This is a genomic window from Cellulophaga sp. RHA19 (assembly GCF_002813425.1).
Lineage (GTDB): Bacteria > Bacteroidota > Bacteroidia > Flavobacteriales > Flavobacteriaceae > Cellulophaga.
Genome location: NZ_PHUL01000001.1, coordinates 452,209 through 467,794 on the forward strand (window position 1 = coordinate 452,209; position 15,586 = coordinate 467,794).

The window sequence follows — 15,586 nt, forward strand, 5'->3', positions numbered from 1 at the left end:
TGTTACTTTACTACTAGTTGTACGGTTTCTTTAGCTCTTTGTTCAAGTAAAATTTCTTTTCCGTTTTGTATACTTTCTATAGCCTTTGTGTTAAAATGACGAATAGTGAATAAAGAAACTCCCTCTTGGTGGTTTACCTTAAATTTTCCTTTTAGTTTGTTAAGTAAATCTGGTAACTGATCAAACTTATTATCTACACACACAGAAAAACTAATGGCAGAGTTCTGAATTAAGTCTACCTTCATTTTATGGTCATGCAACAACTTAAACAACTCACTAATACTATCTTCTACAATAAAAGAAAAATCTAAAGAAGAAAGTTTCATTAAAACCAAATCTCTTTTTATAATAAAACAAGGTACTTTTGGTTCTATTCCTTCACCTTTACCAACAGTAGTTCCTGCATCTAATGGGTTTAAAAAAGATTTTACACGCAGCGGAATTTCTTTACGCTGTAGAGGCTGTAATGTTTTTGGGTGAATTACAGACGCACCATAAAATGCAAGTTCTATTGCTTCTCTGTATGATATTTTGTTTAACAACTGTGTTTCTTCAAAATACCTTGGATCTGCATTTAAAACACCAGGTACATCTTTCCAAATAGTAACCTCTGTAGCATTTAAGCAATACGCCAAAATAGCAGCAGAATAATCAGACCCTTCTCTACCTAAAGTAGTTGTAAAGTTATTATCATCACTCCCTAAAAAACCTTGCGTTATGTTTAGTTTGCTTTTATCTATACCAGCAGTAATTTTCTCTTGTGTTTTGTCCCAGTCTACAATTGCGTCTCTATAATTATCACTCGTTTTTATAAACTCACGAACATCTAACCAATTGCTTTGTATATTAACTTGGTTTAAATATGCATTTAAAATAGTAGTAGAAAGCAACTCTCCGTAACCAACAACTTGGTCGTACACAAAACTACGTTTTGGCGACTTGTTCCACGCTAAAAAGCCCTGTACCTCATCAAACAAAACTTTAACTTTAGCATAAACTTCATGTTGTTTATTGTCAAACAAATCATTTAAAATATTTGTATGAAAATCAACAATTTCTTGAATTGTTGCTGGTAAAGCAGCCTTATCATTAAAATAAGCATTTACAACATCTTCCATTGCATTTGTTGTTTTGCCCATTGCAGAAACAACTACCAAAGTGTTAGTATGCCCAACTTGTTGTAACACATTTACAACATTCTTTACACCAGTAGCATCTTTTACAGAAGCGCCACCAAATTTAAAAATCTTCATTTTATTATCTTATATTTTGTATTAACTAGCCTATGTATTAAAGGTTAGCTATGTAATTTTCAATTCCTTTTTCATCTAAATGTACAACGTCCCAATCTCTTTTTACGTCTGCACCTTTACTTTGGTAAAATTTAATAGCTGGCTCGTTCCAATCTAAAACTTCCCAACATATACGTTTTACACCTTGACTATGGCCGTATTTTATAACCTCATTTAATAACAAAGTTCCTAAACCAGAACCACGCATTTTTTGAGTAACAATTAAATCTTCTAAATGCAAAACAGGACCTTTCCAGGTAGAATATCTGTTATACACCAAAGCAAGACCTGCTATTTCATTATTTGCCTCTGCAACAAAGCAGTGAAACAATTTATGATCTCCAAAACCATCTAAAATTAAATCATCTACAGTAACTTCTACCGCTTCTGCTTCTTTTTCAAAAAGTGCCAGTTCCTTAATTAAATTAAGTACTTGCGGCATATCTTCTCTGGTTGCATCTCTAGTAATAAACTCCATAATTTTTCTTCTAATAAACTGCAAAGTAACACGTTTAAGCGACTTTAAATAACGAAAACGTTGTAGTATCACAAAATTATCGATATTTGTACTTAAATAAAACACAGCTATTGATGGACAAAAAAAACAAGACTTTAGGAGAATTTATCATTGAAAACCAATCCTCATTTCAATATTCTTCTGGGGAACTCTCTAAACTAATTAACGCCATACGTTTAGCCGCAAAAGTGGTAAACCACGAGGTAAACAAAGCAGGATTAATAGATATATTAGGCGCTGCTGGCGATACTAACATACAAGGAGAAGACCAACAAAAGCTAGATGTTTTAGCAAACGAAAAGTTTATACAAACGCTAAAAAACAGAGAAATTGTTTGTGGTATTGCATCGGAAGAAGAAGATGATTTTATTAGCATTAATAGCCAAGATGAGCAACACCAAAACAAATATATTGTACTTATAGACCCATTAGATGGTTCTTCTAACATAGATGTAAACGTATCTGTGGGTACAATTTTTTCTATATACCGTAGAGTAACTCCCGTTGGTACACCAGTAACAATAGAAGACTTTTTACAACCAGGCGATAACCAAGTAGCAGCAGGTTATATTGTTTATGGCACATCTACAATGTTAGTATATACAACAGGTGATGGTGTAAATGGTTTTACATTAAACCCAGCAATTGGTACTTTTTACTTGTCTCACCCAAATATGCAATTTCCAGAAACAGGTAAAATATACTCTGTTAACGAGGGTAACTACATACACTTTCCGCAAGGCGTAAAAGATTATATAAAATATTGCCAGCAAGAAGAAGGAGACAGGCCATACACCTCTAGGTATATTGGCTCATTAGTATCAGATTTTCATAGAAATATGATAAAGGGTGGTATTTATATGTATCCAAAAAGTAGTAAAGCCCATGAAGGTAAACTGCGTTTGTTGTATGAGTGTAACCCAATGGCATTTTTAGCAGAACAAGCAAATGGTAAAGCAACTAATGGTAAAGAGCGTATAATGGCTTTAAAGCCAACAGAATTGCACCAACGTGTACCTTTTTTCTGTGGTAGCACAAAAATGGTAGAAAAAGCAGAAGAATTTATTGCTAAAGCAAGTAAATAATAAACTTAAAAGCTATAAAAACAAAAAACGAGGCAAAAGCCTCGTTTTTTTTTATACTTGTAAGCCTATTTGTTTATCTTCTAACAAACATAGCATAATCTTCAAAATCTAATTTTCCACCAAAAATAGTTATAGATCTAGAAATTACCTGATCTGCCGACTCATTAGAATATCCTAAACCAATAGCATATTTTTTAATAAGCAAACGCTCATCATCATCAATATTATGATCTGCAAATATAATTTTAAACAAATCGTACATACGCTCTAAACGTCTGTCTAAACTTGTTGGCGGATCTATTGGGTATTTCCCTGGGTTTTTCATTACCTCTTTGTACTCAGTTTCAGTAATATCTAATTTACGTGCAAAACGGTCTAAAACAACTTGCTCTGCATCATTAACCTCACCATCTACACTTGCTAAAGAAGCAATAGATGCAAAGTGTGCAACATTTTTTCTATGTTGGCTATTACCGTATAAATCTTTAAAAGACATAATTTATAATTTAATTTAGACTGCAAATATAATTTTTTGCAATTATAGAACTTCAAAATTTTAAAATTATTTTGGGCGTTCGTCAAAACAGCTGTTTTTAACGCCGTGCTATACGTTACTAATCCTCGCAAAAAGCTGCGGGTTATTCACTACTATCACTAACGCAGTAAAAAGTAACCGCTTTGTTTTAATGTAAGATTTTACTTATATTTATAATATAACAACCTCATAAGTAATGAAGCATTTTATATTACTCATCTTTTTTAGTTTAAGTATTATTAGCGCTCAAACGCAAAAAGGAAAAGCCACCTATAAACTAAAACACCCGAAAATAGATGTAGTAAACCCAACAAAAAAACCATCTGCAATGGGCAACAGACTAACAGAGTCTATAAAAACAGCCCAAGAGCTCATAGAATTTAATTTGGTTTTTAATAATAAAGAGTCTGTTTTTTACAGAGAAGAAAAACTATATGCAAACCTAGACAAGTTTACTAAAGGTATTATAGAAGTATTAAGCGAAGGTAGTTATTACAGTAACATAGCTACCAACCAAAAATTAAAATCGACCTCTTTTGATAATCAAAAATTTATTGTAAACATTTACCAACCACAGCCTTGGAAAATTAAAGACACAACCAAAACCATACTTGGTTATACTTGCCATAAAGCCACACTTACCAAAACAAATAAAAAAACAACAAAAGACTATACTGTAGAAGCTTGGTTTAGCAAAGATATACCCTACTATTTTGGCCCAGACGAGTACAATGGTTTACCAGGACTTATTTTAGAACTAAAGCTAAACCCTAAACAAACATTATACTGCACAAATGTAAAACTACAGACTAAAAAAAATAAACTATTTACAAAACCTACAGAAGGAACTTACGTTAACTCTAATGAAGAGTTTCTAGACATTGTAAAAACATTAGCCTCTACAGCAAAGCAAAAATATTAATTAAGGTACACGTAAACCTTCTTTTTTATTTATTACAAAACTTTAAAAATGATATTGATTAAAGAAAGTAAGTTTCATTACCAAAAAAGATTTCTAATTATTACCATCCTCTTTTGTATATCAATTACAAATGCTCAAATACAAAAAGGTATGGCTACTTATAAGAGTAAACATCCAGAAATAGATGTAGTAGACCCAACAAAAAAACCTTCACATACTAGAGATCAGATTAAACAATCTATAAAAACAGCGGATGAACTAATTGATTTTAACTTAGTGTTTAATAACAAAAAATCTCTGTTTTATAAACAAGATAAAATATATACTAATGTAGACCGTATTACCAGAACTATGATTAATGCCACTTATAGTGGTACTTATTATTCAGATATTGAAAACAATGAAAAATTAAGAGTTGTTACTTTTTCTGGAGAAACCTTTATAGCCAATATTAACAAAAATCTGCCTTGGAAAATTACTGATACAACAAAAGTTATACTTGGCTACACATGCTACAAAGCAACATTATTAAAAAAAAATGAGAGGACTAAGAAATACAATACCATAGAAGCTTGGTTTAGTAAAGAAATACCCTATTATTTTGGACCTTTAGAATTCAATGGTTTACCAGGACTTATTTTAGAACTAAAGCTAAATCCTAAACAAACAATATACTGTACAGGTGTAAAACTACAGAGTAAAAAAAATAAACTACTTACAAAACCTACCGATGGTAAACATATAGAATCTCTTGGAGAACTAAATAAAATAGCCATAGAACTAATGCGTAAAAAAAGTCGAAAGTAAACACATTAATAAAGAAAAAGAATACAAATTATTTTTAAACTAAAAATATAGTTTTATATTAGCAAGGTCATCATCAATAAACAACAGGCTATATATGAAACATTTACTCTATTTAATTTTACTACTTCCTTTTCTTTCTTTAGCTCAAATACATAGCGGTACTATAACCTATAATGTTGCTTTGAATAAGGAAGAAGATGAAAGTTACAAAGGCAAGGAAGAATTAAAAGCGTTAATGATGTCAGTAAGTAAAGCTGCAGCAAACGTAAACTACAAACTTCAGTTTAACGCAGCATATGCAAAGTTTAATGTGGACAACAAATTAGCTGTAAAAGATAGTTATTTAGAAAATTTAGCCAGTATTATTTCTGGAAACAAAGGAACTTATTACACATCTTTATCTGAAAAAAAACAGATAATAAAAACAGATGCAGGTATAAATATTGATGCTCCAATAGAAAATGAAGATTGGGACCTAACTAAAGAAACTAAAAAAATAGGAGATTTTTTATGCTATAAGGCAACAAAAGTAAAAACAGTACCTAAAGGAGATGTTACTGTAGTAGCATGGTATACACCAGAAATACCATTTGCTTATGGTCCAAACCATTACGTAGGTCGGTTACCAGGCCTAATATTAGAATTAAATGGCTTAATGGCTACTTACAAAGCCAAAGAGATAAAACTAAACCCTAAAAAAGCAATTGTTATAAAGTGGCCAAAAGAGAAAAATAATATGTCTGCAAGCGAGTATAAAAAAGCTGGTGACAAACTCTATCAAGATCGTAAAGATGAGCGTAAAAGATAAACATAGTATTGTTGTAAACGTTATGTTTCTAGTGTTGTGCTTTACTAGTGTAATAGCGCAAAAAACAACGTCTGGCAGTATTACATATACAGTTAATTTAGCTCCAGAATTAATTAAAAACATTTCTAAAACAAATAACCCTAGTACAAGAGCAATATTAAAAAACTCTAAAGAAGTTAGTTACGCTTTAAATTTTAATAGCAAATTATCTACCTATCAAAAAAATGAAAGCTTGTATGATGAAAGCAAACAAAAACTTAACTTAGTTACTACTGGAGCAGGCGGTGCAAGTATATTCTACTATAACACAAAAGATAACACTTTACTTAAACAGTTAAAATTAGGAGGAGATACTTTTTTAATTACTCAAAACACTAAAAAATGGAAGCTTTTAAATGCTTCAAAAAAAATAGGGAAGTACAATTGTTACAAAGCAACTCTTTTAGATAAAAACAATAAACTAACCAAAATAACGGCTTGGTATACTTTAGATTTTCCCTTACCATATGGCCCAAAAGATTACAATGGTCTACCAGGCATAATATTGGAGTTGTACGAAGGTAAATTCTTTTTTAAAGCATATAAAATACAGTTATCAAATAAAGATAAAATTATAGAAAAGTCAGTAGACGGTATTAAACTAACACAAGAAGAATTTAATAACAGATTTAAAGGTTTTTTTGATGAAAAATAGTGTTGTAAAAATTGTATTAGCATTGATTCTACTAAGCAACTTTACTTATAGTCAAGAGCTGAGCGGTATTATTATGTATAATGGATCTTTAAACAAAACTTATATAGATAGCGTATTAAAGACAATTTACAATAATAAAAATATACCTCATGCTCATAAAGAATTTGCCAAAAATGAATATGGAAGTGCTGCTGACGTAGATTACTATTTACATTTTAAAAATAATCAATCGTATTTTTATTACAATGATGCTATTGAATTGGAAACAGGGCACAATCCAACATCGAGCTTAATAGGTAAAATGCCCTTTTATAGAAATATAAAAGCAAATAATATTATAGAAATAAACCAATACGTAGGAACAATAGACAGAAAACCTCTACAATGGAAAATAACTAATAAAAGAAAAAAAATTGGCAAATATGTTTGTAACCAAGCATTGGTAACTGAAACTTTATTTAGCAGACAAGGACATTATTATACTGAAAAAGTAGAAGCTTGGTTTACCACAGAAATACCTGTAAGCATTGGTCCTAAATTATATACTGGTTTACCAGGTTTAGTCTTAAAGATTAAGACAGATAAATTTACAATGACGGCAACCGAAATAAATTTAAACCCAACAAAAGGTGTAAATATTACAGTGTCCAATTTAAATAAAATAATTACCCAAGAACAAGCTAATAAGAAGTGGGAAGAACTAGCAGAGGCTAGTAAGCAAAATAACTAATAGAAATTTTAGATACCTATAACTATGCAAAAAATAGTATTACTACTTATATTTTTTATTTCAGTTGCCATTCATTCTCAAAATAGCACAATTAAATACAAGGTTTCTACTAATAAAGCATTTGGGGACAGCAGCAAAGACAATACACTAAGTGACGTTAACAATGCACTACTAAACACAACTTTAAATTTTAAACTAACTTTTAATACTAATGAGTCTTTTTACGAGCTAGATGAGTTATTGGATGATGGTATAAACAGTAAAATAGCCGGTATATTTTTTGGAGCTTCAAAAAAATATTATATAAACATAAACACCAATGAGTTTATTCTTCAATCTCTAGCATACGGAGACTTATATCTAGTTTCATTAGAAAAGCCAAATTGGGTATTAAAAAAAGAAAATAAAAAGATAGGAAAATATACCTGCTACAGGGCTGTAACAGAATACACAGTAGTAAACAGCAAAGGGAGTTTTATAAAAAGGGTAACCGCTTGGTATACTCCTCAAATTAAAGGAAGTTTTGGTCCTAGAGGTTATTTTGGTCTGCCAGGAACAATATTAGAGCTACAGGATGATAAAATATTAATCTCTGCTACAGAGGTAAATTTATTATCTAAGAAAAAAAATGAAATTAAAAAGCCCACAAAAGGAAAAAAGATATCGAAAAAAGAATATGATAATTTAAATCCACCTCTTAGGAATTAAAAAAATCAAGTTCTCATTTTATGACTAAAAAGCTATTTTTTATATTCTTCATTATTTCATTTATTGCATACAGCCAAGAAATTACATACAAAGGCTTTGTGCAAGACAGCGTGCAAAGTCCTTTGCCTAATGCTAATATTTTAGCTTTTCCAGATAGTGATGATGCAGAAACTGCTTTTGCAATAACCAATGAAAAAGGTGCTTATATTTTACGTTTGCAAAAAGGCTATACCTACCAAATTAACATTAGCTATATAGGCTATAAAAAACTAGTAGTTTCCACTACAGCAACAGAAAAAACCACTAAAAATTTTGTTTTACAAGAAGATGTAAACACTTTAGACGGTGTAGAGGTCACCTATAAAATACCTATAGAGGTTAAAGAAGATACTACCGTTTATGATACAGATGCCTTTACCAATGGTAAAGAACGCAAACTAAGAGAAACCTTAAAAAAACTACCTGGTTTAGAGGTAGACAGGGAAGGTAATGTAACCTCTAACGGTAAAAAAATTACCAATGTTTTGGTAGACAACAAACCCTTTTTTACAGGAAACACTAAAATGGCGGTAAACAACATACCTGCCAATGTAGTAGACCAAATAGAGGTTATAGATAACTATAGTGAAATTGCTATGCTTAAAGGGTTGCAAGACACAGATAAAATGGCACTAAACATTAAACTTAAAAAAGATAAAAAACGCTTTTTGTTTGGAGATTTAGATGTTGCTGCGGGCCATAAAGACAGGTACACCATACACCCAAATGTATTTTACTACAGTCCTAAAACCAACATTAATTTTATTGGTGACGTAAACAATACTGGCGAAAAAGCATTTACGTTTAGCGACTATATGGAGTTTGAAGGCGGTTTTAGCAAAATACTGGCTGGTTCTGGCAGTATGTCTAGTTTGTTTCAGTCAGACTTTAGTCAGTTTTTAAACAACAATAATTTTAAAGAGCGTAGTCAAAAATTTGGTGCGTTTAATCTACGCCAAGCTATAAATAGCACCACAGATATTAGTGGCTATGTTATTGCATCTAAAACAGATACCGATACAGAAAACCAAACCGAGAATATTTACCAAAACAACAACGATCCTTTTACAGAAAACAGAACCACCACTGGCAATGCCAATAACTTTTTTACCATTGGTAAAATAACACTAGATTATGACCCAACATACAAAGAGGATTTTGCCTTTAATACGTTTGTAAAACTAACCAACAACAATGGTTTAAACTCTATTAACACAAACAGCCCAACAAACACCAATAGCATACGTACCGCTAATGATATAGATGCACTAACCTTAAAACAAAACGTAACCTATAGTCGTAAATTAACAGACAACCACACCGGCACTTTAGAGGCTACACACAATTACACCATAGACAAGCCCAACACAAATTGGCAAACAGATAAAGAAATACTACAAGGATTAATTCCGTTACAGGCAGATGATGTGTATAACATACAACAAACCAAAGAAGTAAAAACACACAGTGTAAATGCCATTGTAAAAGACTATTGGGTGTTAAACAACTACAACCATTTGTATTTTAGTTTGGGTGTAAACTCAACCTTTAACTCTTTTGTAAATGAAGATGTACAGCTCTTAAGTAGCGGAGAAATAAACAATTTTAACACTGCCGATTTTGGTAACAACCTACAGCATAATTTTATAGACACTTATGTTGGTTTAGAATACAAATTTAGAACTGGTATTTTTACGTTTAAACCTGCCGTATATCAGCATTATTTTAATTGGTCTTTACATCAACTACAAACAAAAACAACCAATACAAAAACGGTACTTACACCAGAGTTTACCACAGAAATTAAATTTAAAAACGGCGCAAAAGCAAATTTTAAGTACAAAGCAAATGCTCGTTTTCCTTCTGTAAATAACCTAGCAAGTAATTTTATACTCCGTAATTTCAATTCGGTTTTTAGAGGCAATGCTAACTTGGAAAATGAGTTTTTTCATACCACAAGTTTTAACTACTCTAAAAGAAGTTTATTGCGTGGTTTATTTTACAACTTAAATGTTAGATACAATAAAAAAACAAAGCAGTTAAAAGGAGAAACGCAGTTGCAAGGCATTAACCAATTTAATTCTTTAATACTGTTTACACAACCAGAAGACGACTGGTACTTTAGTGGCAATTTTAATAAAAGAATAAAAAAAATAAGGGCTAAATATAGAGGCTCCTACAACTACAGTAATTTTTACCAGCTTGTAAACTCAGAGACACAAAAAAACACCTCTGGGAGGTTCTTAAATACCGTGAGCTTAGAGACTATTTTTAAAAAAGGCCCAAATTTAGAGGTTGGCTACACACAAACCGATAGTGACTACAACACATCTGTAGGGAAAAACAAGTATAGAAGCACCAATTTTTTCACCTATTTAGATTATGTTCTTCTAGAAGATTTTACCTTAAAAGCAGAATATAATTTTGATAATTATGTGAATAAAGACCGAAACATAGATAATAGCTTTGACAATGCTATGGTTTCTCTTTTTTATCAACAAGAAGATAGCCCTTGGGGTTTTGAAATTAAAGCTACTAATTTATTTGACACACAGTTTAAGCAAGACAATTCTTTTAGTACATTTTTAATAAGCGATAGTAAAACCTTTATCTTACCACGCATTGTACTTTTTAAAATTAGCTACAAACTCTAATTGTTTAAAATTGTAGCTTTATATTTGCAAAAAATGTATTGACTTTTGGGAAAATCTCTCATTTTAAAATCGTTGGCACAGCTTCCGCAAATGCAGAAACTGCAAACTACTATTGCCAAAAATGAAAAAAACACAACACTTACAGGTTTAACAGGCTCTGCCCTATCCTTTGTAATAGCTGAAACTTTTAAAGAAGCAGACACCCCTTTTCTGGTTGTTTTTAGCGACAAAGAAGAGGCGGCTTACCATTTAAATGACTTGGAGCAATTGGTAGGCGAAAAAGATGTGCTCTTTTATCCTGGTAGTTACCGCAGGCCTTACCAAATAGACGAGGTAGATAATGCTAATGTACTGCTACGTGCAGAGGTTTTAAACCGAATTAATTCGCGTAAAAAACCAGCATTACTAGTTACCTATCCAGATGCGTTGTTTGAGAAAGTGGTAACCCGTAAAGAACTAGATAAAAACACTTTAAAAATTAAGGTTGATGACACCATTACCCTAGATTTTTTAAACGAAGTGTTGTTTGAGTATAAGTTTAAACGTGTAGATTTTGTTACCGAACCTGGAGAATTTTCGGTTCGTGGTGGTATTGTAGATGTTTTTTCGTTTTCTAATGATGTACCATACAGAATAGAATTTTTTGGTGATGAAGTAGATAGCATTAGAACTTTTGATGTAGAAACACAATTGTCTACAGACAAAGTCACTAAAATTACTATTGTACCCAATGTAGAAAATAAATTTTTAGACGAAACCAGAGAAAGCTTTTTAAAATACATTGCTTCTAAAACTGTCATTTTTTCTAAAAACACAGAGCTTTTACACGACAGACTAGACTCTCTTTACGCAAAAGCAGAAGAAGCTTTTACAAAACTTACAGGTGAGCTAAAACACGCTCAACCTAAGGAGTTGTTTGTAGATTCTAATCAGTTAAAAAAAGAGTTTGATGCATTTAATGTTATAAGCATTCATCAAACAGCAACAAATGCAGATAAATCTATTGTTTTTCATTCTAAACCACAGCCGTCTTTTAATAAAAAGTTTGACTTGCTTATTGAAAACCTAGATCAAAATCACGCTAATAACTATACCAATTATATTTTTTGTGCCACAGAGCAACAAGCAAAACGTTTTCATGATATTTTTGATGAAGTAGAACAAGATGTACACTATAAAACAGTTGTATTACCTCTTTTTCAGGGCTTTATTTTAGATGATATAAAAGTTGCCTGTTACACAGATCATCAAGTTTTTGAACGTTACCATAAATTCAACCTTAAAAATGGATACGCTAAAAAGCAAGCTATAACACTTAAGGAACTTACCAAATTAGATATTGGAGATTATGTAACACATATAGATCATGGTGTTGGTAAATTTGGTGGTTTACAAAAAATAGATGTAGAAGGTAAAAAACAAGAGGCTATAAAATTAATGTATAGTGAGCGAGATGTGTTGTACGTAAGCATACACTCACTACACAAAATATCTAAATTTGCCGGCAAAGACGGTAAGCCTCCTAAAATATTTAAACTAGGTTCTGGTGCTTGGAAAAAACTGAAGCAAAAAACCAAAACTAGAGTTAAACAAATTGCGTTTGACCTTATTAAAGTATACGCCAACCGTAGACTTAAAAAAGGATTTAAATACGCTCCAGATAGTTATTTACAGCACGAGTTAGAGGCGTCTTTTATTTATGAAGATACCCCAGACCAAAGTAAGGCCACCGAAGATCTAAAAAAAGATATGGAGAGTGATAGGCCAATGGATCGCCTTATTTGTGGTGATGTTGGCTTTGGTAAAACAGAGGTTGCTATACGTGCCGCTTTTAAAGCTGTGGATAATGGCAAACAAGTAGCTGTTTTAGTACCAACAACTATATTGGCTTTTCAGCACCATAAAACATTTGCAGAGCGTTTAAAAGATATGCCTGTAACGGTAGATTATGTAAACCGTTTTAGAACTGCAAAAGAGAAAAAAGAAACACTACAACGCCTAGCAGAAGGTAAAGTAGATATTATTATTGGCACACACCAATTAGTTAATAAAAACGTAGTTTTTAAAGACTTAGGTTTGCTAATTGTAGATGAGGAGCAAAAATTTGGAGTTGCTGTAAAAGATAAATTAAAGTCTATTAAAGAAAATGTAGATGTACTTACATTAACTGCTACACCAATACCAAGAACGTTGCAATTTAGTTTAATGGCTGCCAGAGATTTATCTACAATAAATACAGCACCACCAAACAGATACCCAATAGACAGCCACGTTGTACGCTTTACAGAAGACACTATTAGAGATGCAGTTTCTTACGAGATACAAAGAGGCGGACAAGTATTTTTTATACACAACCGTATAGAAAACATTAAAGAGGTTGCTGGTATGTTACAGCGTTTGGTTCCTGATGCTAAAATTGGCATTGGTCACGGACAAATGGACGGTAAAAAACTAGAGACTTTAATGCTTGCTTTTATGAATGGCGAGTTTGATGTTTTAGTATCTACAACTATTATAGAAAGTGGTTTAGATGTTCCTAACGCCAATACTATTTTTATAAACAATGCCAATAATTTTGGTTTAAGTGATTTGCACCAAATGCGTGGTCGTGTTGGGCGTAGCAACAAAAAAGCTTTCTGTTATTTTATTACACCACCTTATGACTCTATGAGTAACGATGCTCGTAAACGTATACAAGCATTAGAACAATTTACAGAATTGGGTAGTGGTTTTAATATTGCAATGAAAGATTTAGAAATACGTGGTGCAGGTGATATTTTAGGTGGTGAGCAAAGTGGTTTTATTAATGAAATTGGTTTTGATGCATACCAAAAAATACTTGCAGAAACGGTAGAAGAATTAAAAGAAAACGAGTTTAAAGATTTATACGAAGAGGTAGAAGGCAAAGACAAAGTGTTTGTAAAAGAAACCCAGATAGACTCGGATTTTGAACTTTTATTTCCTGATGATTATGTAAATAATGTTACAGAACGATTAAACTTATACACTCAATTAAACTTAATTACCACAGAAGAAGGTTTGGTTAAGTTTGAAAAAGAATTAGTAGACCGTTTTGGTGAAATACCTAGTCCTGTTGAAGACTTACTAAACTCGGTTCGTATAAAATGGATTGCAAATAGCCTAGGTTTAGAAAAAATTGTACTTAAAAAAGGTAAAATGATTGGGTATTTTATAGCAGATCAACAATCTGGATTTTACCAAAGTCCTAAATTCACTAAAGTATTACAATTTGTACAAGCCAATACCGCAATTTGTAAAATGAAAGAAAAACAAACCAGAGCCGGCTTACGCTTACTTTTGGTTTTTGATAAAATTACAACAGTAGAAAAAGCATTAAAAAGCTTAGCTCCTTTTAATACGCATTAAAACAAATGCAAATACACAGTTTGGTTCGGTTTTTGAAAATAAGCTAAATAACTAAGCATTAACCATTGCTAAAAAAGCATACTATGAAAAAAACACTAACATTATTATTTGCTCTTATTGCTGTATCTGTAACAGCACAACATACCATATCTGGCGTATTTTCACCAGCTAAAGACTATACTTGGCTTATTGCATACCAACTTAAACCTGGCACACAAGTTTATGTTGCTGATACTAAAATAGAAGATGGTAAATTTAAACTAGAGCTACCTGCCAACGCAGCTGCCGGAACTTATAGATTGGTGTATGCTGTACCACAAGAAGAGTTTAATTTTGATGTTTTATACAATGGCAAAGAAGATATTGTACTTAATTTTAATGCTCAAGATGGTGCAACGTATACTACATCAGAAGAAAATAAAATAGTAAACAGTTATTTTTTAGAAATTAATGCTTTGCAAAAGCAGGTTATAGATTTTTACACATCTAACAGTACAAATAAAAAAGAACTAGCAAAGCTTTATAATAAAATAAATAGCACACAAGCTAGGTATGAAACTGATGCTAAGGGTTTAATTGCACTTAATTTTATTAAAGCCAACAAGCCATACATTGCAAAAAAACATGAAACAATATATGAGTTTGTTGAGCATAAAAAGCAAAATTATTTTTCGGCAATAGATTTTAAAAACAAACAGCTACAAGCATCTTCGTTTTTAACAGATAAAACATTAAATTATGTGTACACATCTTTACCGTTAAATAAAGTTACAAAAGATGAAACTGAGACAATTTTACAGCAAAATATACAAACTGTAGCTAGCAAACTAGATGGTGTTCATGAGACATTTAAGTTTAGCCTTTTTTATGATATGTGGATTTATGCTGCCAGTGCTAAGTATGATAAAACATCAGACTTTATAACCACTAATTACCTTAAAAAACTTGGAAACATAACTAACAACCAAGAAATTATTAAAAATATAGATGCACATACTAGATTAAGAATTGGCGCAAAAGCACCTGAAATTACTTGGAATGATGGCAAAAATAGTCTTAGCAAATTATCTGGAGCAGATAATTACGTTGTTGTTTTCTGGAGCAGTACATGTTCTCATTGCTTAAAAGAACTACCAGAATTAAACAAAGCAATGCAAACACTACCTAATGTAAAAGTACTAGCTGTTGGTTTAGAGGACGAGTACAATTATTGGGACACAGAATCTGCTAAACTAAAAAGCTTTACACACGCTTTAGCCCTTGGTAAATGGGATAGTAAATACGCAGATTTATATAATGTTTCTGCTACACCTACCTACTTTATTTTAGATAAAGACAAAAGAATTGTAAATAAACCAGAGACTTACAAAGAGGCTCTAGAATATTTAAAAAAGAAATAATAAAAATA

Annotated in this window: 13 protein-coding genes; 10 read left to right on the forward strand and 3 right to left on the reverse strand. The window is 31.6% G+C overall.

Annotated features, from left to right (window positions below; genetic code table 11):
* Positions 1–2 precede the first annotated feature (2 nt).
* Both AX016_RS01970 and AX016_RS01975 read right to left on the reverse strand, forming a co-directional pair.
* Entirely contained in the window at positions 3–1,253 is a 1,251-nt protein-coding gene (locus tag AX016_RS01970; RefSeq protein WP_100894006.1) for an aspartate kinase, read from the reverse strand.
* Between the two features lie 37 nt (positions 1,254–1,290).
* Positions 1,291–1,770, reverse strand: coding sequence for a GNAT family N-acetyltransferase (locus tag AX016_RS01975; protein WP_100894007.1), 480 nt, complete (start codon positions 1,768–1,770; stop codon positions 1,291–1,293).
* Positions 1,771–1,883: 113 nt separating this feature from the next.
* Here AX016_RS01975 and fbp point away from each other — a divergent pair, with 113 nt between their 5' ends.
* Entirely contained in the window at positions 1,884–2,894 is a 1,011-nt protein-coding gene (gene fbp / locus AX016_RS01980) for a class 1 fructose-bisphosphatase (protein WP_100894008.1), read from the forward strand.
* Positions 2,895–2,967: 73 nt separating this feature from the next.
* Here the strand turns inward: fbp and AX016_RS01985 are convergent, their stop codons facing one another.
* Entirely contained in the window at positions 2,968–3,390 is a 423-nt protein-coding gene (locus AX016_RS01985) for a tellurite resistance TerB family protein (RefSeq protein WP_100894009.1), read from the reverse strand.
* Between the two features lie 235 nt (positions 3,391–3,625).
* Here AX016_RS01985 and AX016_RS01990 point away from each other — a divergent pair, with 235 nt between their 5' ends.
* The 9 genes from AX016_RS01990 to AX016_RS02030 all read left to right on the forward strand — a co-directional run bounded on the left by AX016_RS01990 (position 3,626) and on the right by AX016_RS02030 (position 15,578).
* Positions 3,626–4,351 (forward strand): GLPGLI family protein, encoded by a 726-nt coding sequence (locus tag AX016_RS01990; RefSeq protein WP_100894010.1) that lies wholly within the window; start codon positions 3,626–3,628, stop codon positions 4,349–4,351.
* 48 nt (positions 4,352–4,399) lie between these two features.
* The gene (locus AX016_RS01995; protein WP_100894011.1) at positions 4,400–5,158 is read left to right on the forward strand and encodes a GLPGLI family protein; all 759 of its coding nucleotides are present in this window, start codon (positions 4,400–4,402) and stop codon (positions 5,156–5,158) included.
* Between the two features lie 94 nt (positions 5,159–5,252).
* Positions 5,253–5,966, forward strand: coding sequence for a GLPGLI family protein (locus tag AX016_RS02000; RefSeq protein WP_100894012.1), 714 nt, complete (start codon positions 5,253–5,255; stop codon positions 5,964–5,966).
* Positions 5,950–6,660 carry a GLPGLI family protein gene (locus AX016_RS02005; protein ID WP_100894013.1) on the forward strand — a complete coding sequence of 237 codons (711 nt, stop codon included), beginning with the start codon at positions 5,950–5,952 and terminating at the stop codon, positions 6,658–6,660. Before AX016_RS02000 ends, AX016_RS02005 begins: the two co-directional genes overlap by 17 nt.
* A complete protein-coding gene (locus tag AX016_RS02010; RefSeq protein WP_100894014.1) occupies positions 6,650–7,390 on the forward strand; it encodes a GLPGLI family protein in 741 nt (246 codons plus the stop codon). Before AX016_RS02005 ends, AX016_RS02010 begins: the two co-directional genes overlap by 11 nt.
* Positions 7,391–7,414: 24 nt before the next feature.
* On the forward strand, positions 7,415–8,098 hold the full coding sequence (locus AX016_RS02015; RefSeq protein ID WP_100894015.1) for a GLPGLI family protein: 684 nt from the start codon (positions 7,415–7,417) through the stop codon (positions 8,096–8,098).
* A 20-nt stretch (positions 8,099–8,118) separates the two neighbouring features.
* Entirely contained in the window at positions 8,119–10,791 is a 2,673-nt protein-coding gene (locus tag AX016_RS02020; protein WP_100894016.1) for a carboxypeptidase-like regulatory domain-containing protein, read from the forward strand.
* Between the two features lie 90 nt (positions 10,792–10,881).
* The gene (gene mfd, locus AX016_RS02025; RefSeq protein WP_442861206.1) at positions 10,882–14,178 is read left to right on the forward strand and encodes a transcription-repair coupling factor; all 3,297 of its coding nucleotides are present in this window, start codon (positions 10,882–10,884) and stop codon (positions 14,176–14,178) included.
* Positions 14,179–14,261: 83 nt separating this feature from the next.
* Positions 14,262–15,578: a TlpA family protein disulfide reductase gene (locus tag AX016_RS02030; protein ID WP_100894018.1), complete on the forward strand. Its 1,317-nt coding sequence runs from the start codon at positions 14,262–14,264 to the stop codon at positions 15,576–15,578.
* The last annotated feature ends 8 nt before the right edge of the window (positions 15,579–15,586 follow it).